The 20284-nt window shown below is 63.3% G+C and carries 15 protein-coding genes and 1 riboswitch; of the genes, 10 read left to right on the top strand and 5 right to left on the bottom strand.

The features are described from left to right. Positions 1-51: 51 nt before the first annotated feature. The 5 genes from ACNAZA_RS14460 to apbC all read right to left on the bottom strand — a co-directional run bounded on the left by ACNAZA_RS14460 (position 52) and on the right by apbC (position 7714). The gene (locus ACNAZA_RS14460) at positions 52-339 is read right to left on the bottom strand and encodes a formate dehydrogenase subunit delta (RefSeq protein WP_415797249.1); all 288 of its coding nucleotides are present in this window, start codon (positions 337-339) and stop codon (positions 52-54) included. After that, positions 339-3248 carry a formate dehydrogenase subunit alpha gene (fdhF, locus tag ACNAZA_RS14455; RefSeq protein ID WP_415797248.1) on the bottom strand — a complete coding sequence of 970 codons (2910 nt, stop codon included), beginning with the start codon at positions 3246-3248 and terminating at the stop codon, positions 339-341. The genes ACNAZA_RS14460 and fdhF overlap by 1 nt, the downstream gene beginning before the upstream one ends. Before the next feature lie 12 nt (positions 3249-3260). Further along, complete coding sequence (locus tag ACNAZA_RS14450) at positions 3261-5402, bottom strand: formate dehydrogenase subunit gamma (RefSeq protein ID WP_415797247.1); 2142 nt, start codon at positions 5400-5402, stop codon at positions 3261-3263. 112 nt (positions 5403-5514) lie between these two features. Then, the gene (locus ACNAZA_RS14445) at positions 5515-6453 is read right to left on the bottom strand and encodes a LysR family transcriptional regulator (RefSeq protein ID WP_415797246.1); all 939 of its coding nucleotides are present in this window, start codon (positions 6451-6453) and stop codon (positions 5515-5517) included. Between the two features lie 169 nt (positions 6454-6622). Further along, on the bottom strand, positions 6623-7714 hold the full coding sequence (gene apbC / locus ACNAZA_RS14440; protein WP_415797245.1) for an iron-sulfur cluster carrier protein ApbC: 1092 nt from the start codon (positions 7712-7714) through the stop codon (positions 6623-6625). Between the two features lie 127 nt (positions 7715-7841). On the opposite strand from apbC, the gene ACNAZA_RS14435 reads away from it, so the two are divergent. The 10 genes from ACNAZA_RS14435 (at position 7842) to ACNAZA_RS14390 (ending at position 19935) form a co-directional block, all read left to right on the top strand. After that, complete coding sequence (locus ACNAZA_RS14435; RefSeq protein ID WP_415797310.1) at positions 7842-8402, top strand: restriction endonuclease; 561 nt, start codon at positions 7842-7844, stop codon at positions 8400-8402. A 127-nt stretch (positions 8403-8529) separates the two neighbouring features. After that, a complete protein-coding gene (locus ACNAZA_RS14430; protein WP_415797309.1) occupies positions 8530-9792 on the top strand; it encodes a patatin-like phospholipase family protein in 1263 nt (420 codons plus the stop codon). Between the two features lie 81 nt (positions 9793-9873). Next, a complete protein-coding gene (locus ACNAZA_RS14425; protein WP_415797244.1) occupies positions 9874-11013 on the top strand; it encodes a cache domain-containing protein in 1140 nt (379 codons plus the stop codon). Next, positions 10967-11632, top strand: a complete 666-nt coding sequence (locus ACNAZA_RS14420) for a GGDEF domain-containing protein (RefSeq protein WP_415797243.1) — start codon at positions 10967-10969, stop codon at positions 11630-11632. Before ACNAZA_RS14425 ends, ACNAZA_RS14420 begins: the two co-directional genes overlap by 47 nt. Before the next feature lie 186 nt (positions 11633-11818). Beyond that, the gene (metG, locus tag ACNAZA_RS14415) at positions 11819-13966 is read left to right on the top strand and encodes a methionine--tRNA ligase (RefSeq protein ID WP_415797242.1); all 2148 of its coding nucleotides are present in this window, start codon (positions 11819-11821) and stop codon (positions 13964-13966) included. 113 nt (positions 13967-14079) lie between these two features. Further along, positions 14080-14295 carry a hypothetical protein gene (locus tag ACNAZA_RS14410; RefSeq protein ID WP_415797241.1) on the top strand — a complete coding sequence of 72 codons (216 nt, stop codon included), beginning with the start codon at positions 14080-14082 and terminating at the stop codon, positions 14293-14295. A 100-nt stretch (positions 14296-14395) separates the two neighbouring features. After that, positions 14396-14631, top strand: a riboswitch (cobalamin riboswitch). 146 nt (positions 14632-14777) lie between these two features. Then, positions 14778-16937 (top strand): TonB-dependent receptor, encoded by a 2160-nt coding sequence (locus ACNAZA_RS14405; RefSeq protein ID WP_415797240.1) that lies wholly within the window; start codon positions 14778-14780, stop codon positions 16935-16937. 81 nt (positions 16938-17018) lie between these two features. Then, a complete protein-coding gene (locus ACNAZA_RS14400) occupies positions 17019-18074 on the top strand; it encodes an ABC transporter substrate-binding protein (protein WP_415797239.1) in 1056 nt (351 codons plus the stop codon). Next, entirely contained in the window at positions 18071-19162 is a 1092-nt protein-coding gene (locus tag ACNAZA_RS14395; RefSeq protein ID WP_415797238.1) for a FecCD family ABC transporter permease, read from the top strand. Before ACNAZA_RS14400 ends, ACNAZA_RS14395 begins: the two co-directional genes overlap by 4 nt. Next, positions 19159-19935 carry an ABC transporter ATP-binding protein gene (locus ACNAZA_RS14390; RefSeq protein ID WP_415797237.1) on the top strand — a complete coding sequence of 259 codons (777 nt, stop codon included), beginning with the start codon at positions 19159-19161 and terminating at the stop codon, positions 19933-19935. The genes ACNAZA_RS14395 and ACNAZA_RS14390 overlap by 4 nt, the downstream gene beginning before the upstream one ends. Positions 19936-20284: the final 349 nt, after the last annotated feature.

Genomic DNA, 20284 nt, shown 5'->3' with positions numbered 1-20284 from the left:
TGCTCCTCATTCTCGGAACACCAATCTATTGCCGTCAGAATCAGCAACTGCTCAACCCCGCGGATTCACTGCCTTTTCAGCATCCTGGCTGGCCACACAAGCAGTACCGGCAGCGGCAAACGCCGCAGCCAGAGGTAGCAAGGCTTCATAAACCAGCGGCCTGAAGGCTTGGGCTGTTTGCGGGTCCTGCAGTGCCTGCGCCAGTTGCCGCCGCATGCGCGGATCCCAGAATTTCTGGATATGCTCGGCAACACCGTGCAGAGCCTCCTCCCGCTCGGGCATGGCTTCAAAAAATTCGCCAATGCGATTGGCCATATGGATCAGATTATTGGCCTGCATCACTTGGCTCCTGCCCATTCCGGCGCTTGCTGGGCCACCGCCAGATGGCCCAGTTGCTCGTCGTTAAAACGCGCATAGTCTTTTTGCCAGCTTGAGGGCTGTGCCACCGGCAGCACCTGCACGGCCGTCACCTTGTACTCGGGGCAGTTGGTAGCCCAGTCCGAGCTGTCGGTGGTGATCACGTTGGCGCCCGATTCGGGGAAGTGGAAGGTGGTATAGACCACGCCGGGCTGGATGCGCTCGGTCACCGTGGCGCGCAGCACGGTATGGCCGGCGCGGCTTTCGATGCCTACCCAATCGCCGTCGCGCACGCCGCGGTCTTCGGCATCCACGGGGTGAATCTCCAAACGGTCTTCGCTATGCCACTGGCTGTTGGGCGTGCGCCGGGTCTGGGCGCCCACGTTGTACTGCGACAGAATCCGGCCCGTGGTCAGCAGCAGCGGAAAGCGCTGGGTGACTTTCTCGTCGGTCGCCACATACTGGGTGATGATGAAGCGGCCCTTGCCGCGCACAAATTGTTCCTTGTGCATGATGTCGGTGCCGGCCTCTTCGGTAGCGTCATTGCACGGCCATTGCACGCTGCCCAGGCGCTCGATTTTCTCGTAGCTCACACCGGCAAACGATGGCGTGAGCGCAGCAATCTCGGCCATGATTTCGCGCGGATGCTGATAGTTCATGGCATAGCCCAAGGCATTGGACAGCAGCTGCGTCACCTCCCAGTCGGCATAGCCGGCCAGCGGCTGCATCAGCTTGGTCACGCGCGAGATGCGGCGCTCGGCATTGGTGAAAGTGCCGTCCTTTTCCATGAACGAGGCACCGGGCAAAAACACATGGGCGTACTTGGCGGTTTCGTTGAGGAAGATGTCCTGCACCACCACGCACTCCATATTGGCCAGTGCCGCCGTCACGTGCTGGGTGTTGGGGTCGGACTGCACAATGTCCTCGCCCTCGCAGTACAGCCCCATGAAGCTGCCGGCCAGCGCCGCCTCGAACATATTGGGAATGCGCAGGCCGGGTTCCGGGCTCAAGGAAACGCCCCAGGCGCCTTCGAACTGGGCGCGCGTGATGCTGTCCGAGATATGGCGGTAGCCCGGCAGCTCGTGCGGAAACGAGCCCATATCGCAGGAGCCCTGCACATTGTTCTGCCCGCGCAGCGGGTTCACGCCCACGCCTTCACGGCCCACATTGCCGGTGGCCATGGCCAGATTGGCAATGCCCATGACCATGGTCGAGCCCTGTGCATGCTCGGTCACGCCCAGGCCGTAGTAGATGGCGGCATTGACCGGCTTGCCCTGAGGATGATCCGCACTGCCCAGTGCATACAGGCGCGCCGCACCGCGCACCAGCTCGGGCGCGACGCCGGTGACTTCGGCCATGGTTTCGGGCGAATTCTCGGGCTTGGCCACAAAGGCTTTCCATTGCGCGAACGATTTGGCATCGCAGCGCTCATCAATGTAGGGCTCGGCCAGCAAGCCTTCGGTCACGATCACATGGGCCAGCGCGGTGATCATGGCCACATTGGTACCGGGCTTGAGCTGCAGGTGGTAATCGGCCTTGATATGGGGCGAGTTGACGAGTTCGATCTCGCGCGGGTCAATGACGATGAGTTTTGCACCTTCGCGCAGCCGCTTTTTCATGCGCGAACCAAACACCGGATGCGCCGCCGTGGGGTTGGCGCCTATGACCATGATCACATCGGAATGCTCGACCGATTTGAAAGTCTGAGTTCCCGCCGAAGTGCCATAGGTCTGACCCAGGCCATAGCCCGTGGGCGAGTGGCAGACGCGGGCGCAGGTGTCCACATTGTTGTTGCCGAAGGCCGCGCGGATCAGCTTTTGCACCAGATAGGTTTCCTCATTGGTGCAACGCGAGGAGGTGATGCCGCCAATCGCATCCTTGCCATGCTTGGCCTGTATGCGGCGGAACTCGCTGGCCGCATGGCTGATGGCCTCTTCCCAGCTCACTTCACGCCACGGGTCGCTGATCTTGGCGCGAATCATGGGCTGGGTGATGCGGTCCTTGTGCGTGGCATAGCCCCAGGCAAAGCGGCCCTTGACGCAGGCATGACCCTCGTTGGCCTTGCCGTCCTTCCACGGCACCATGCGCACCACCTGCTCGCCCTTCATCTCGGCCTTGAAGCCGCAGCCCACGCCGCAATAGGCGCAGGTGGTGATCTCGCTGTGCTCGGACTGACCCAGTTCCACCACCGTCTTTTCCTGCAAGGTGGCCGTGGGGCAGGCCTGCACGCAGGCGCCGCAGCTCACGCAGTCGCTGGCCATGAAGTCATCGCCCTGGCCTGCCGTGATGCGCGATTCAAAGCCGCGCCCCGAAAGCGTCAGCGCAAACGTGCCTTGCGTCTCTTCACAGGCGCGCACGCAGCGGTTGCAGACAATGCATTTGCTGGGGTCGTAGTTGAAATAGGGGTTGGAGGTATCGACCTCGGCCTTGGCCTCGCCCTTGAAGTGGTTGGCACCGTCCATGCCATAGCGCACCTCGCGCAAGCCCACCACGCCGGCCATGTCCTGCAGCTCGCAGTCGCCGTTCGATGAGCAGGTCAGGCAGTCCAGCGGGTGGTCGGAGATGTACAGCTCCATCACGCCCTTGCGCAGCTCCTGCAGTTGCGGGCTTTGCGTTTTCACCTTCATGCCCGCCTCGGCCGGCGTGGTGCAGGACGCCGGATAGCCTTTGCGCCCCTCGATCTGCACCAGACACAGGCGGCAGGAACCAAACGGCTCCAGTGAATCCGTGGCGCATAGCTTGGGCACTTTGATGCCACCATCCACGGCGGCGCGCATCAGCGATGTGCCCTTGGGCACGGTGACTTCACGCCCGTCAATCTGCAGTGTGACAAGTTCTGCTGACAGACTGGCAGGAGTCACAAAATCGGTGTGCTTCAAATGTTCCAACATGGTGTTCTCTCCTCAGACGGGCATGGCGGCTGGTGCGGACTTGATGCCGAAGTCCTGCGGGTAGTGGCTCAATGCCGAGCGCACCGGATAAGGCGTCATTCCGCCCATGGCACACATGCTGCCGTTCACCATGGTGTCGCACAGGCTTTCCAGCAGCGCCACATTGGCGGCATGCACGGCGCCGGTGTTGCTGGTGATGCGGTCAATGACTTCCACACCACGCGTCGAGCCTATGCGGCAAGGCGTGCATTTGCCACACGACTCCACCGCGCAGAACTCCATGGCGTAGCGCGCCAGCTGCGCCATATTGGCCGCATCGTCATGCACCACCAGGCCGCCATGGCCGACCACATTGCCCTTGGCCGCATAGGCTTCGTAGTCCAGCGGATCGTCCCAGTCGGCAGGTGCCACATAGCTGCCCAGCGGCCCGCCCACCTGAATCGCCTTGATGGGCCGACCCGTGACCGTGCCGCCGCCAAAATCCTCGACCAGCGCACGCAGGCTCAGGCCAAAGGCTTTTTCCACCAGTCCGCCGCGCGCAATATTGCCCGCAATCTGGAACGGCAAGGTGCCGCGCGAGCGGCCCATGCCATAGCCCTGGTAAAAAGCTGCCCCCTTGGCCAGGATCACCGGCACGGTAGCCAGCGTGATCACGTTGTTGATCACCGTGGGCTTGCCGAACAGGCCTTCAATCGCCGGCAGCGGCGGCTTGGCGCGCACAATGCCGCGCTTGCCCTCTATGCTCTCCAGCATGGCGGTTTCCTCGCCACACACATAGCTGCCCGCACCCTTGCGCACCTGCAGCTCGAACGCCTTGCCGCTGCCCGCCACATTGCGGCCCAGCCAGCCCGCAGCACTGGCACGGTCAATGGCTTCGTTGAGCGTGGCAATCGCATGCGGATACTCGCTGCGCACATAGATATAGCCCTGGGTAGCGCCCACGGCCAGTGCCGCAATCGCCATGCCTTCGATCAGGCAATAGGGGTCGCCTTCCATCAGAAGACGATCGGCAAACGTGCCCGAATCGCCTTCGTCGGCATTGCAGGCAATGTATTTTTGCGAACCTGCTGCGGCAGCCACGGTCTTCCATTTGATACCCGCCGGAAACGCCGCACCGCCGCGACCGCGCAAGCCTGAATCCAGTACCTGCTGCACCACGGCTTCGGGAGCCATGGCGGCGGCGGCCTTCAAACCTTGCCAGCCGCCATGGGCGGCATAGTCCGCCAGGCTCAGCGGATCAATCACCCCCACGCGGGAAAAAGTGAGTCGTTCCTGTTGGGCCAGATAGGGAATCTGCTCGGTCAAACCATGGCATAGCGCATGCGGCTGGCCTTGCAGCAGGCCGGCATCCAGCAAAGCCGGCACATCGGCAGCCATGACCGGCCCGTAGGCCACGCGGCCGCTGGCGGTTTCTACCTCGACCAGCGTCTCCAGCCACAGCAGACCACGCGAGCCATTGCGCACCAGATCGATGGCCAGGCCGCGCGCCGCGCATTCGCGCAGCAAGGCCTGGGCCACGTCATCCGCCCCCACGGCCAGCGCCGCAGCATCGCGCGGCACATAGACCCGAATCGCTCCCGAATTAATAGCTGTTTGCGAATGATCCGTCTGCGCTGCAGCCATTTTTTCTTCAATAACCGGCTGCAACCACTGCGCCGTCAGCTGATCGAAGCTGGCCGCCGTCATATGGCCGTGCACCTGCTGCTCGTTGACCATGATGGCCGGCGACTGCGCGCACAGGCCCAGGCAATACACGGGCTCCAGCGTCACGGCGCCATCGACGCGGGTTTCATGGGACTTGCAGCCCAGCGTTTGCTCGGCATGGGCCAGCAAGGCATCGGCACCGCGCGACTGGCAGGCCTCGGCGCGGCAGACCTGCACCAGGGTCTTGCCCGGGGGCTGCTCGCGAAAATGCGGGTAGTAGCTGACCACGCCATGGACTTCGGCTCGCGAGAGATTCAGCGCCTGGGCGATGACAGGCACGGCGGCGTAGGGAATATGGCCAAGCTCATGCTGCACGGCATGCAGCAGGGGCAACAGACCACCGGCTTCGCTGGCATAGCGTTCCAGAGCGCGGTTCAGGGTGTCGGATTGCTGGGCAGTCAGCTTGTGCGGCGCAAGCTGAGCCAGCGACACGGTTTTTTCATGGGGCATGGGGCGACCTTTTTATGCAGGCGCTGCAGCGCCTGTGTCTCTGGCCCCATTTCAGCCCCGTCCGCTTAGCTCGTCAAATTCTTTAGCGCTATGGGCTGATTCAATTGGTGAATCAAGTGCGGTCTCGCACCGCCCCGGCAAAGCGCATGCATTGCTCACGCCATTGTGCGGTTTCCATCAAGGCCATGGCCGCCAGCAAAGCGCGGGTGGCGGTTTCCCGGGGCTGCGTCAGAAAGGCAATCGCCGTCTGCACCTGGGGCGCTATCAGCGGGCGCACGTTCAGTGCAGCAGCCTCGGGCAAGGTGGCGACCAAGGCGCCGGGCAGCACGCTGTGCAGACCGCCGTCGCTGACGGCCATCATCAGGCTGAGCACGGAATTGGTTTCCATGGCGGCGCTAACCTCGCAGCCCGCGGCCTTGAAGCTGTGGTCCACAATCAGGCGGTTGTGCATGTCAGGCGTCAAAAGGCATAGCGGCAGCTTGGCCGCCTGCACCCACTTGACAGGTTTTTGACTTGATTTTTCAGTCGCTGGGCTGAGCAGAAAGTAATGCTCCAGGTACTGCGGCCAGACGGTGATACGGGCACTCTCCCTTGCGATCAAGCGATCGCTGTAGCCCAGCGCCAGGTCCAGCGACAGGTCTTCCAGCCCGGTTTCAATCTCCAGCGAACTCATGGACAGCACCATGGGCGTGATACCTGGATGCTGCGCACGCAGCAGCGCGGCAAAGCGGGTGAGCATGGGCATGGCCGTGGGCACGGCCGCCATGCGCAAGCGGCCTTTGAGCTGACCGGCCCCCAGACTCAGGTCCTGGCGCAAAGCCTCTTCCGCCTTGAGCATGGACAGCGCCGTGGCCAGCACCTGCTCGCCTTCTGGCGTCAGACCGCCAAACACGCGGCCACGCCGCACGATGACCGCGTCGAACTCTGCCTCCAGCGCTCTGAGCGCGTTGGACAGTGCAGGCTGCGTGATATGACAGGCCTGCGCCGCCCTTGCGAAATGGCGGTGCTCGTTGAGCGCCACCAGATAACGCATGGAGGTCAGCAGGTTCATAGAGACTCGTTACCTAAAACGGCAAGTTTGGAAAGAGATCGTGCCCTGCGCACCCGCATTGCGCAACTCAAAGACACCGAGCAAGGGCCGCCCCGCAGCGAAGGTGTCGTCCCCCTCCCGCGCAGCGAGAGAGGGGGAAGGCGCGCAGCGCCTCAGGGGGAACGGGGACTCAAGTCCCCTGAGATACGGTGATCGTGGGGAACTTGCTGGAGAAGTCCTTGGCCTTGAGCGCCACCTTCACCGCCAGATCGCGAGCCACCTTTTTGTAGATCTGCGCGGCTTCGCTCTCGGGCTCGGCCACCACGGTGGGCTTGCCGCTGTCGGCCTGCAGACGGATCTGCAGTGACAAAGGCAAAGCGCCCAGATAGTCGATGCTCTGCTCGGCAGCCATCTTCTTGCCACCATCGGCGCCGAAGATATGTTCCACATGGCCGCAGTTGGTGCAGACATGGGCCGCCATGTTTTCCACCAGGCCCAGGATGGGCACGCCCACCTTCTCGAACATCTGCACGCCTTTTTTGGCATCGATCAGTGCGATGTCCTGCGGCGTGGTCACCACCACGGCGCCGGTCATTGGCACGCGCTGGGCCAGGGTCAGCTGGATGTCGCCCGTGCCCGGGGGCATGTCAACGAACAGATAGTCCAGATCCTTCCAGTTGGTCTGGCGCAGCATCTGCTCCAGCGCCTGGGTGGCCATGGGACCGCGCCAGATCATGGCCTGGTCGTTGCTGACCAGCAGACCGATGGACATGACTTGCACGCCATAGTTCTCCAGCGGCTCCATGGTCTTGCCGTCGGTGCTCGGAGGCTTGCCGGAAACGCCCATCATCATGGGCTGGCTGGGGCCGTAGATATCGGCATCCAGAATGCCCACGCGCGCGCCTTCGGCGGCCAGCGCCAGCGCCAGATTGGCCGTGGTCGTGCTCTTGCCCACGCCGCCCTTGCCCGAGGAGATGGCAATGATGTTCTTCACGCCGGGCAGCAGTTGCACGCCGCGCTGAACGGAGTGAGCAGCCACCTTGGTGTAGATATTGACGCTGACATTGCCCACGCCAGCTGCCGTCTTGGCGGCCGCGATGAGCTGACTGCGCAAAGCAGGCTGCAGGCTTTGGGCTGGATAGCCCATTTCCACGTCAAACGAGACGTCATCGCCCACAATCTGCACATTGCGCACGGCTCGCGTGCTCACAAAGTCCTTAGCTGTATGCGGATCGAGCACGCTGGACAGCGCGGTCAGTAGAGCTTGTTCTGTAACGGCCATTGCTTTTAGAGGTTCATCGGATGGCAGATAGTCTATCCAAGCTGCCCTGCCCCCTGTGCACAGGTGACAATGCGGCCTTTTGCGTTCCCCCCATAGCTATTTAGAGAGACAGCCCGTGAAATTGAAGATGGCCGAAAACTCCTTGTTCGCAATCCTGATGCGCTCGCGCTGGTGGATCAGCTTTGCGATCTGCGCCGCCGTGGCCCTGATCTCGTTTGCCGCATTCCCCAAGGACATCGCTCCGTTTGCAGCCCTGGGCGCTTTTCCGTTTTTCATCGTCGGCTGCATTGCCGCCTACAAGCAGCTGCGCGCACCCAGTGCCGCCCAGGCCCAGCAATTGCTCGATGAGTGCGCCGCCCTGCCCTGGAAGCAGTTTTCCCAGCGCCTGGCCGCAGGCTGGCAAGCCGAGGGCTATGGCGTGGAATTTCTGAACCAGAACGGCGCCGACTTGCGCCTGACGCGCAAAGGCCAGACCACGGTGGTGCAGGCCAAGCGCTGGAAAGCCGCCAATCAAGGGCTGGAGCCTCTGCGCGAATTGCAGGTACAGCAGCAAAAACTGGAAGCCAGCCACGCCGTGTACGTCACGTTGCAGCCGCTGACCGAAAACGCCGCCGCCTGGGCCAAGCAGCAACAGATCGCCGTGCTGGGCCCCGCTGAAATTGCCTTGCTGCTAGCCAAAGCCAAGTAAAGCCCGGCCGTTTCTCCTTCCTGGATGGCCGCAGCCATCCACTGGACGCCGGCCTGATGAGACCTGTTGACAATCTACGGGAAGATTGCCACACACAAACCGCAGCCAGCCGGGCACACTCGACGCCATGAGTGCCACGGCGTCCTTTACCCCCTCAGCTTCGCTCGCTCCCTCACCCCTGCCCGCAGCGCGTACGGGCCTGCTGCTCAGCGGCGGCGGGGCGAGGGCGGCCTATCAGGTGGGCGTGCTGGAAGCCGTGGCCGAGATACGCCGGGCCTGCGGCCAGCAACACGCGCCCAATCCTTTTCCCATTCTGGCAGGCACCTCCGCCGGCGCCATCAATGCCGCGGCCCTGGCCTGCCATTGCGATCATTTCGACCATGCGGTGCGCCAGATGGTGCAGGTCTGGCGCAATCTGCATACCGAGCAGATCTACAAGGCCGATTCGCTGAGCATGCTGCGCAGCGGCGCCCGCTGGATGACACTGCTCTCTCTGGGTTGGGCCATGGCGCGCTGGGGCCGCATGCATCCGCGCTCCCTGCTGGATAACGCTCCGCTGCAAGCGCTGATGGCCAGCGAGCTGATGCCCTTCGAGCGCCTGCCCGCTCTGATAGCCGGCGGCCATCTGCATGCCCTGGCCGTCACCACCTCCAGCTATAGCAGCGGGCAGCACATCACCTTCTTTCAAACCGGCAATGGACTGGACCCCTGGGTGCGCGACCAGCGCAAAGCCGTTCAGACCCAGCTGACCCAAGCACATTTGCTGGCGTCCTCGGCCCTGCCCTTTATCTTTCCTGCCATCGCCCTGCCCCTGGACGGACGCCTGGAATACTTTGGCGACGGCTCCATGCGCCAGACGGCGCCGCTGGCCCCGGCCATTCACCTGGGGGCCGAGAAAATTCTGGTCGTGGGTGCGGGGCGCAGGCGCGAACCCGCGCCCAAAGGGCCTTTGCCGGACGCCAGCTATCCCTCGCTGGCCCAGGTGGCGGGTCACGCACTGTCCAGCATTTTTCTGGACACGCTGGCCGTGGACATAGAGCGTGCCGAGCGCATCAACCAGACGCTGGCCCTGATCTCGCCTGCCGAGCGCATACACAGCCGCCTGAAGCCCGTGGAGCTGCTGGCCATCACGCCGACACAGCCCATCGACGCTATTGCCGTGCGCCATATCGACAAGCTGCCTCGCTCCGTGCGCGTGCTACTGAACACGCTGGGCGTGCGCGGCAACGGCAGCACACAGCGCGATGGCGCCCTGGCCAGCTATCTGCTGTTCGAGCAAGGCTATACCCGCGAGCTGCTGGCCCTGGGCCGCAAGGATGCACTGGCGCGGCGCGACGAGATTGCCGTCTTCATGGGCTGGGAGAAGCAGGCTGCGCACACCGACTTGTAACAAAACCCTTTGAGCAAGTAAGATATTCTTTAGCATCCATCTTCCACGCGCCCTTCAAAGGGCCAGCCAACCGTCCGCTCAGTGACTCCATCGCCCACACCTGCTCCTTCCAAAGCGCGCGGCTCGACCTCGCTCAAGCTCTCCCTGATCCTGCCCTTTGTGGTTCTGATCGCCCTGCTCACCTCGGCGCTGGGCATGCTCTGGTACTGGACCGGCAGCCAGACGGTGGCCACGCTGTCCGAGCAGGTGATGGAGGAAAAAGCCGAACGCATTGCCCAGGCCATTGACCGGCATATGCATGGCTCCGCCGCCGTGCTGGAGGCGACCTTTCCCCAGGGCATGCACGCCACCTCCGATATTCGTGACGAGCTGCAGGCCTTGCAGACCCGTCTGTGGATTGCCACCTCGCTGCACAACCCGCCCAACGATTATGTGTACTACGGCAACCAGGCCGGACAGGGCATGGGCCTCAAGCGCCTGGACAGCACGCAGGCACAGTTGCGCCTGAAAACCTATGCCGAGGAAATGCGCAGCTACTACCGCCTCGACGGCATCAACGCCCATCCTGTCTTTGAATCCACCGAAACCAAGCTGTTCGACCCGCGCCAGCGCCCCTGGTATCAGCTGGCCCAGAAGACGCCGGCCCCTATCTGGACTCCGGTCTATATCGACTTTGGCATCAAGGATCTAGTTATCACCCGCGCGCGGCGCGTGCTGTCGGCCTCAGGCCAGTTCGAAGGCGTGGTGGCCACCGATGTATCGCTCGCCGCGCTCAATACCTTTGTCAGCCAGCTGCAACTCACACCCAACGGCCGCGCCTTCATCATGGAGCCGGGCGGGGAGCTGATTGCCGCGTCGGGCCTGGCCAACACCCGGGCCACAGCCGACGGCAGGCTCGAGCGCATGACCGCAGCCAACAGCGGCGACTCCCTCACGCTGGCCGTCTATGAAGAAATCAAAACGCTGCCCCATAGCGCCGAAGCTGGAACACAGCCGCGCACCGCCTTGCTCGACGATGGCCAGCACCACCAGATCCGCATCGCCTATCGCCGCGTGACAGACAGCGCCGGCCTTGAATGGACGGCCGTGGTGGCCGTGCCGCACCAGGACATTCTGGCCGGCGTTTACCGCCATATGGCCATGGTGTTCGGGCCTGGGTCTGGTCGCGTTGATCGTGGCCACGCTGATAGGCACACGCATCTTTGGCACGGTGGCCAATGACATGCGATCGCTCACCCGTGCCGTGCGCCGCGTGGGCCAGGGCGAAATCGACACCCCGATTGCGCTGCAACGCCGCGACGAAATTGGCGAGCTGGCCGACAACTTCCAGCGCATGCGCAACAGCCTGTTTACCGACCCGCTGACCGGCGCCAGCAACCGCAGCGCGCTGCAACACATTCTGGCCACCCTCACCCGCCCCAGCGCAGGACAGACCAGCGCTGCCCCGTTTGCCCTGCTGTTTGTGGACCTGAACCGTTTCAAGCCCCTGAACGACCGCTGGGGCCACGACAACGGCGATCTGGCCCTGACCGAAGTCACGTTGCGCCTGCGTCAATTGCTGCGCGAGGATGATGTGATCGCCCGCCTGGGCGGCGACGAGTTCGTCATCATTTTGCGCGGCGTCAGCGACGAGGAGCAGGTGCAAGCCGTGCGCGCCAAGATGCAAGCCTCGCTGGAACAGCCGCTGACCAAGCTGCAAGGTATTCCCGAGGGCGAAAGCGTGACCGTGGGCATTTCCGTGGGCCAGGCCCTGTACCCGCGTGATGCTCAGGATGCGCAAAGCCTGCTCAAGCTGGCCGATCAGGACATGTATCGCCACAAAGGCCCGTCAGAGCGATAAGACTCTACGACAACCGGATCTGAATGATTTCAGATAAATAAAGCCTCAAGCACATATGCATAATGCACCCAAAGCTATCAATTAAATAGCAATCGATCCAACCGGCGAGTCACACCAAGACCCGCTGCCGCGCCCCGGTGCCAAGGCCTCCTAAAATGGCAGGCTCTCTGTGAAAGCTGTTCCCTCATGACCGCACGCAAACTCTTCGTTACCACCGCCCTGCCGTACGCCAACGGCAACTTCCACATCGGCCACATCATGGAATACATCCAGGCCGACACCTGGGTGCGTGCGCAGCGAATGCAGGGCAATGCGGTCAACTTCGTCGGTGCCGACGATGCCCACGGCGCGCCCATCATGATTGCCGCCGAAAAAGCCGGCAAGACACCCCAGCAGTTCGTGGCCGACATTGCCGCCGGCCGCAAGCAGTACCTCGACGGTTTTCATATCGCCTTCGACAACTGGAGCAATACCGACAGCCCGGAAAACCACGAGCTGTCCAAGCAGATTTACCGCGACCTCAAGGCCGCCGGTTTCATCGAAACCCGCACCATCGAACAGTTCTTCGACCCCGAAAAGAACATGTTCCTGCCCGACCGTTTCATCAAGGGCGAGTGCCCGCGCTGCCACGCCAAGGACCAGTACGGTGACAACTGCGAAGTCTGCAGCTCGGTCTATGCGCCCACTGATCTGATCAACCCCTTCTCGGCCCTGTCGGGTGCCAAGCCCGTGCTCAAGAGCTCGGAGCATTTCTTCTTCAAGCTCTCGGACCCGCGCTGCGTGGAGTTCCTGACCGAGTGGACCCAGGACGGCAAGCATGTGCAGCCCGAAGTGGCCGCCAAGATCAAGGAATGGTTTGGCGTGCGCACCAACCCCGATGGCACGACCAGCGAAGGCCTGGGTGACTGGGACATCTCGCGCGATGCGCCTTACTTCGGCATCGAGATTCCCGATGCGCCGGGCAAGTACTTCTATGTCTGGCTGGATGCGCCCGTGGGCTATCTGGCATCGCTCAAGGAATTGCTGACCCGCCGTGGCGAGAACTTTGACGCCTATATGGCCGACCCCGATCTGGAGCAGTACCACTTCATCGGCAAGGACATCATCACCTTCCACACGCTGTTCTGGCCGGCCATGCTGAAGTTCAGCGGCCGCAAGACGCCGACCAAGATCTGCGTGCACGGCTTCATGACCGTGAACAACGGCGAAAAGATGAGCAAGAGCCGCGGTACGGGCTTGGATCCGCTCAAGTATCTGTCGCTGCAAATGAACCCCGAGTGGCTACGCTACTACCTGGGCGCCAAGCTCAACGGCAAGAACGAAGATATCGACTTCAACCCCGAAGACTTCATGCTGCGCGTCAACTCCGATCTGATCGGCAAGTACGTGAACATCGCTTCGCGCGCCGCCGGTTTCCTCACCAAGCGTTTTGGCGGCAAGCTGACCCAGATCAGCGAAGACGGCCAGACCCTGCTGGCGGCGCTGCGCGAACAGCAGACAGCCATCGTCGCCGCCTACGAGGCCCGCGACACGGCCCGCGCCGCGCGCGAGATCATGCTGCTGTGCGATCGCGTCAACAGCTATGTGGACGCCAACAAGCCCTGGGAGCTGGCCAAGAAGGAAGGCATGGAAGCGCGCCTGCACGATGTGTGCACGACCTGCATCGAAGCCTTCCGCATCCTGACCATTTATCTGCAGCCCATTTTGCCCAGCGTGGCCGCCGAAGTGTCCAACTTCCTGATCGTGCCGCCCGAAAGCTTTGGCGATGTGGCCAAGCCTCTGGGAGAAGGCCACCAGATCGGCGAGTACAAGCATTTGATGCAGCGCGTCGACCCCAAGCAGCTGGAAGCGCTGTTTGAAGCTCCCGCAGGTCAGGCCGCTCCTGCTGCCGCTCCGGCAAAGGCCGAGAAAAAGGCGGCCAAGAAGGCCGAACCCGTGATCGACCCCAACGCCCCGGGCGGCGAGCCGCTGGCCGAAACCATCAGCATCGACGACTTTGCCAAAGTCGATCTGCGCATTGCCAAGATTCTCGAATGCAAGAGCGTGGAAGGCTCGACCAAGCTGCTGCAACTGACGCTGGATGTGGGCGAAAAGGACGAGAACGGCCAGCCCAAAACCCGCAATGTGTTCAGCGGCATCAGCAGCATGTACAACCCCGAGCAGCTGCAAGGCAAGCTGACCGTGATGGTGGCCAATCTGGCCCCGCGCAAGATGAAGTTCGGCCTGTCCGAAGGCATGGTACTGGCCGCCAGCCATGCCGACGAAAAGGCAAACCCCGGCATCTATGTGCTGGAACCTTTCCCTGGTGCCGCTCCCGGCATGCGGATTCACTGATGCCATCCCCCCTGAGGCGCTTTGCGCCTTCCCCCAAGGGGGACGACACCTTCGCCGCGAGGCGGCGGGGCCGCCTTAGGCTCTGGCTCGGTGTCTCCTCGCTGGGGCGTGCTTTGTCGAGCTCCTGCAGGCCATGGCTTGCAGGGGCTTTTTTATGCCTGCTATCCCTGTCTGGCTGCGCCGTGGTGGCCGTGGCGGGCACGGCCGTAAGCATCACAGCAGGGGCTGTGGGCCTGGCCGCCGATGCGGCGATTGGCACGGTCAAAATCGTGGGCAAAGGCGTGGGCAAGGCTGCAGACGCCGCGCTGGACGACGAACCTGCCGATTGAATGACGGCGAGCGCAGCTGCGTATAGCCACAAGGCCAACACGTTATACTGCGCCCGTTTTGAAGCGGGTTGACCGGCTGGCCATGCATGGCCGCTGCCAGCCCTTCATTGCGACAACAGGTGCCCAGGCTTAGGCCACGGGTTCAACGGGAACAGGGTGAAAATCCCTGGCTGCCCCCGCAACGGTCAGCAGATAAACCATTTCCACGCCCCCAGGGGCAAACCACTGATGTCCTACGTGGCCTCCCAGCGAGGTGCGCGGCGACATTGGGAAGGTGAAATGGCAGGCATCACGCCATCTGCGAGCCCGGATACCGGCCTGTTGAGCACCGTGCCCCTGGGGAAGCCCCCGGCGTGCGGTATTTGCAACGACCGTCTGCGGGGAGCAGAAGTGGCTGCTTCCCTGCCCGGCGGTCAAAAAGCGCTGCAGCAAGGCCTGGGCATGTCACCTGCAGGCAGATGGTCAGCACTTTGTTGACCTCCATGAACCACCCTGACTTTGCAGCCAGAGCCCCTTCTCTCCATCCCATCGCTGCTGCGGCATTCCTGACCTGCCTGAGCGCGCTGTCCGCCACACCGGCCCTGGCCAGCGATGCCGACACGCCCGCGTCCGAAGCCGCCATCACCTTGCCCGCCGTCCATGTCACGGCATCGCCCGAAGGCGCACTGGGTCTGTCCCTGCCTTCCACCTCCGGCAGCCGGACCGGCATTGCCACACTCGACCTTCCTGCCAGCCTGGACCATGTGAACAGCGATACCTGGCAGGAGCGCGGCGACTCGCGCATGGCCGACATCATCGGCCGCACCGTGGGCATGACGCCGCTGTCGGCCACCAGCTACAACAGCCTGTCCTTCAGCACGCGCGGCTTCACCGGCACCAACTCCGTGGGCATTGCCGAGGACGGCGTGCGCCTGGGCGTGGCCTCGTCGACCACACCCTACCCCGCCAACAGCTGGGGCTATGAGCGGGTGGAAGTGCTGCGGGGACCAGCTTCCATCGTCTATGGCTCGGGTACCGTGGGAGCCACGGCCAATGTGGTGCGCAAGCAGCCCACGCGCGAGACGGTGCGCGAGGTACTGCTCGGTGCCGGCTCGCATGGTTCGGCCAAGCTGGGCCTGGGCATGGGTGGCGCACTCAGCGAGACCCTGAGCTACCGGGTGGACGCCTATGGTCACTACACCAACGGCGAGCACGATATGAGCCGCGCCAGCGGCGGCAAGCTGATGAGCACGCTGCGCTGGCAACCCACGGCCGCGCTGCGCGTGGAGCTGCTGGCCGATGTCAGCGACGAAAAGCCCGCCCGCTACTTCGGCACGCCCACCTTGAACGGCGCCATCGTGCCCGAGCTGCTGGGCCGCAACTTCAACACCGACGACAGCACCATCCGCATCAAGGACAAGCGCGTGCGCGCCCGGGCGCAGTACCAGATCAACGATGAGCTGAGCGTGAGCAACGAGCTCTATCACTTCAAGGCCGACCGCTACTGGCGCAATATCGAGGCCTACCGCTACAACCCGGCGGCCCAGACCATCACCCGCAGCGACTATATCGAGCTGACACACGATCTGGAGCAGGCCGGCAACCGCCTGGAATCCAAGCTCAAGGCCGGCGCCCACCAGCTGGTTGTGGGCTGGGAAGTGAGCCGAGCCAAATTCGGCTATGCCTCGTCCGGCTTTGACTACTCCACCACGATGCCCGTGAATGCCACCTATCACGGCTGGGACAACACCAGCGCCATGATCCCGCGCTTTACCACGGCAGCCACCACGCATGACTTCTACGCCGAAGACGCCTGGACGCTCAGCGAGCGCTGGCTGCTGCTGGCCGGCATACGCCGCGACCTGACGGACTTCAACAGGAACGACCTGATCGGAACCGGCTCGTTTGGCAAGAACTTGGGCGGCACCGCCTGGCGCCTGGGCCTGACGCACAAGCTCAATGCGCAGACCAGCTTGTACGGCCAGGTCTCCCAAGGCCATGACCCTGTCACCAATGTGCTGACGCTGAACCTGGCCAATCGCGATTACAAGCTGACCACGGCGCGCCAGATCGAAGTCGGCATGAAGCAGCAGTTCGGCCAAGGTCTGGGCGAGTGGACGGCGGCGGCCTACCGCATCGAGAAGAAAGACATCATCACCCGCGATCCGAACAACAGCCTGCTGTCGGTGCAAGGCGGCAAGCAGCATTCGCAAGGCCTGGAGCTGAGCACGGTGCTGCGCCTGTCGCCCAGCTGGCGCCTGGAAGGCAATTACGCCTTTGTCGATGCCAAATACGACCAGTTGATCGAAGCCGGCGGCGCTGACCGCTCCGGCAATCGCCCCAGCAACGTGGCGCGCAACACCGCCAATCTGTGGACCCACTACACCACCCACAGCAGCATCGGCCGCTGGCAGGCATCGCTGGGCGCGCGCGCCGTGGGCAGCCGCTTTGCCGACAACGCCAATACGGCCGTCAGCGGCGGCTACACCGTCTGGGATGCGGCTTTGAGCTGGCGCCCCCAGCCCGGCAGCACCTACCGCCTGACGGTGCGCAATCTCGGCGACAAGCTCTATACCTACTCGGCGGTGTCGAACGCCAGGGCTTCTCAGGCCTATCCGGGCGAGGGACGTCGTCTTGATCTGACGGCCGAATTCACGTTCTGAACGCAGTAGCAAAAGCCATAGCTAGCAGCGCATGAAATTCCTCAACTTCATGCATAAAACCCATTGAAAACGAGAATACACATGCGCTGTCAGCTTCCATTTTTGAAGAAGGTATTCCCCTCTCGCCTGACCCTCGCCACGGGCTTGGCCCTGGCCTGCGCTTTGCTTGCGGCCTGCTCGCAGCGGCAAGAGACGCCGCCGGACCAGGCGGCCGTCAGCGTGGCCCCGGTCACGGTGCCGGTCTGCGGCCAGCCCGTGAGCTATGACCGCGTGCCGCAGCGCGCTGTCACCCACGGCATCAACATTACCGAGATGTTTCTGGCACTGGGACTGGCCGACCGTCTGGTGGGCTATGGCGGCCTGCGCGACATCCAGCGCCTGCCGCCAGCCATGCAGGCGCAGCTGGCCCGGGTGCCCGATCTGTCTAACCAGAACATGAATCTGGAAACCCTGCTGAATGCCCAGCCGGACTTTGTCTTCAGCGGCTGGTCCTATGGTTTTCGCGATGGCCAGATCACTCCGCAGCAATTGCAGGAGCTGGGCATTGCCAGCTATGTGCTGACCGAGTCCTGCATACGCAAGGTCGCGCGTGAGCGCGTATCGCTGCAAGACACTTTCGACGACCTGCTCCATCTGGGCCGCATTTTCCGCATCGACGCACAGGCACAAGCCCTGGTGAACGGCCAGCGCGCCGAGCTGGAGCAGATCGCCCAGGCCTTGCAGGGCATGGCCAGACAGCCCTCGGTTTTCCTCTACGACAGCGGCACCGACATCCCGGTCACCGCAGGCCGCTATGCCATGCCCCACGCCATGATCGAAGCGGCCGGCGGCCGCAACATCTTTGCGGACCTGCCCAGCAGTTGGACGCGGGGCAACTGGGAGGACGTGATCGAGCGCAATCCGGACTGGATTGTCATCGTGAACAACGACAGACCCACACCCGATGGCAAAAAGCAGTTTCTGCTGAACAAGCCCGAGCTGGCCCACCTCACCGCCATACGCGAACGCAACTTCGTGCTGCTGGACTTTGCCGCAGCCACCCCCGGCCCCCGCAATGTGGCCGGCGTGCGCACGCTGGCCCACAGTCTGCACCCCGAACGAGTGGCGGCTCCCGAGCCCGATACAAGCCTGAGATGAGCCACTATTCCTCCCACCATCTGGCATTTCAGCTACAGCGCCGCCACCTGGCCTGGTGGCTGGCCGCCTTGCTGCTGCTGCTGGCCCTGAGCCTGACGCTGGCCATCACGCTGGGCCCGGTGCGCATCGCGCCGCTGCATGCCTGGCAGATCACGGCTCACGAAATCGGCCTGCAGCTGGGGCTGGACATGGCGCCCGGCACCTGGAGCCATTCCCAGCACCAGATCGTCTGGCGCATCCGCATGCCGCGCGTGCTGCTGGCGGCCCTGGCCGGGGCCGGCCTGGCGCTGGTGGGCGTGGCCATGCAGGCCATGGTGCGCAACCCCTTGGCCGACCCCTATCTGCTGGGCGTGTCCTCCGGTGCCACGGTAGGCGCGGTCACGGTGCTGGCCTCCGGCGCGCTGGCTTTTGCGGGCGAGCTGGCCCTGCCCATGGGCGCCTTCAGCGGCGCCCTGGCCGCCTGCGTGGCGGTATATGTGCTGGCCCATGCCGGAGGGCGTTTGCTGGCGTCACGCCTGATTCTGGGCGGTGTGGCCATTGCCTACTGCCTGGGCGGCGTGACCAGCCTCATGGTGCTGACCTCCGATCAGCGCGAGCTGGCCAACTCGGTGCTGGCCTGGACGCTGGGCAGCCTGGCCGGCACCCGCTGGGACGAGCTGGGCCTGCCTGCCGCCCTGCTGCTGCTGGGCATGGCTTTGCTGCTGGTGCAAGCCCGTGCGCTCAATGCCTTGCTCGCCGGCGAGGAAACCTCGGCCACGCTGGGCGTGGACACCACGCGCATACGGCGCTGGCTGTTCGTACTGGTCTCGTTGATCACCGGCGTGCTGGTGGCGCTCACCGGGCCCATAGGTTTTGTCGGCCTGATGGTGCCGCACATCACGCGCATGCTGGTAGGTGCGGAGCACCGGCGCGTGCTGCCGGTCTCGGCCCTGGTGGGCGCGATTTTTCTGGTCTGGGTAGATGTGCTGTCGCGCATCAGCTTTGCACCGGCGGAAGTGCCCGTGGGCGTCATCACCTCCCTGGTCGGCGGCCCCTTCTTCATCTGGATGCTGTGCCGCAAAAGCAGCATGCAAAGGCTGCTGCCATGAGCACACTGCACGCGCAAAACCTTCACTGGCAGGTTGCTGCCGCCCATATCGTGCAGGACATCAGCCTGCATGTGGCGCAGGGAGAGCTGGTGGGTCTGCTAGGCCCCAACGGCAGCGGAAAATCCACGCTGCTGCGCATGATCTACCGCACGCTGCGGCCCCACAGCGGCTGCGTGCTGCTGGACGAGCACAACGTCTGGCGCGGCAGCGCGCGCGACAACGCCAGAGTCATGGCCGTTCTGGCCCAGGAAAGCAGCAGCGAGTTCGACCTCAGCGTGCGCGACATGGTGTTGATGGGGCGCACGCCGCACCAGTCGCCGTTTGCACGCGATAGCGACGAAGACTTCCGCATCGTGGCCCAGGCGCTGGAGCGCATGCAGGCCCATACGCTGTCCGAGCGCATGTTCAGCACCCTGTCCGGCGGCGAGAAGCAGCGCGTGCTCATGGCCCGCGCCCTGGCCCAGCAAGCGCCGTTTTTGGTGCTGGACGAACCTACCAACCACCTGGATGTGCGCCACCAGTTCGAGCTGATGAACCTGATCCGCGGTCTGGGCCTGACCACCCTGGCCGCCCTGCACGAACTGCCGCTGGCCGCCCACTATTGCGACCGGCTGTATCTGCTGAAAAACGGACGGCTGGCGGCCCAGGGCACGCCCGCCGAAGTGCTGACCGCCGACACCATCGCCCAGGTCTACGGCGTGCGCGCCCTGGTACACACCAACCCGCGCACCGGCAAGCCGCTGATCGAATACCTGCCTGACGAGCTTCTCTGACGTCCGCGCCTCATCTGCACACAAAACGCCTTCAATCCCTTATTTCAAAAGCATCAAAAGCTATAAAATAAAGAGCATTTGACACTTTAATCAGGGCAGCTTTCCGCTGTTTTTGGCAAAGCCAAGCACAGCGGGCGCGCATAACTAAATAACCAGGAACTTCCTGTTACATCACCCGGGTATTGGCGGGTGAGACAGCGCACGGCTTCCTAGAATCCCTTTCACCACCAGCTTGGCTTGTGTCGGGTCGCGGTCCATCAAAGCACACATAACAAGGACCGCCAGCGCAAGCGATATAGCTTTTCATCACCCTGCGATGGATGAGCACGGCAGCGCGTTGCGCGTTAAG

This window comes from Comamonas aquatilis, from assembly GCF_965139575.1.
Lineage (GTDB): Bacteria > Pseudomonadota > Gammaproteobacteria > Burkholderiales > Burkholderiaceae_C > Comamonas > Comamonas aquatilis.
The sequence above is the reverse complement of the archived record's forward strand: the minus strand, read 5'-3'. Positions and strand labels throughout refer to the sequence as shown.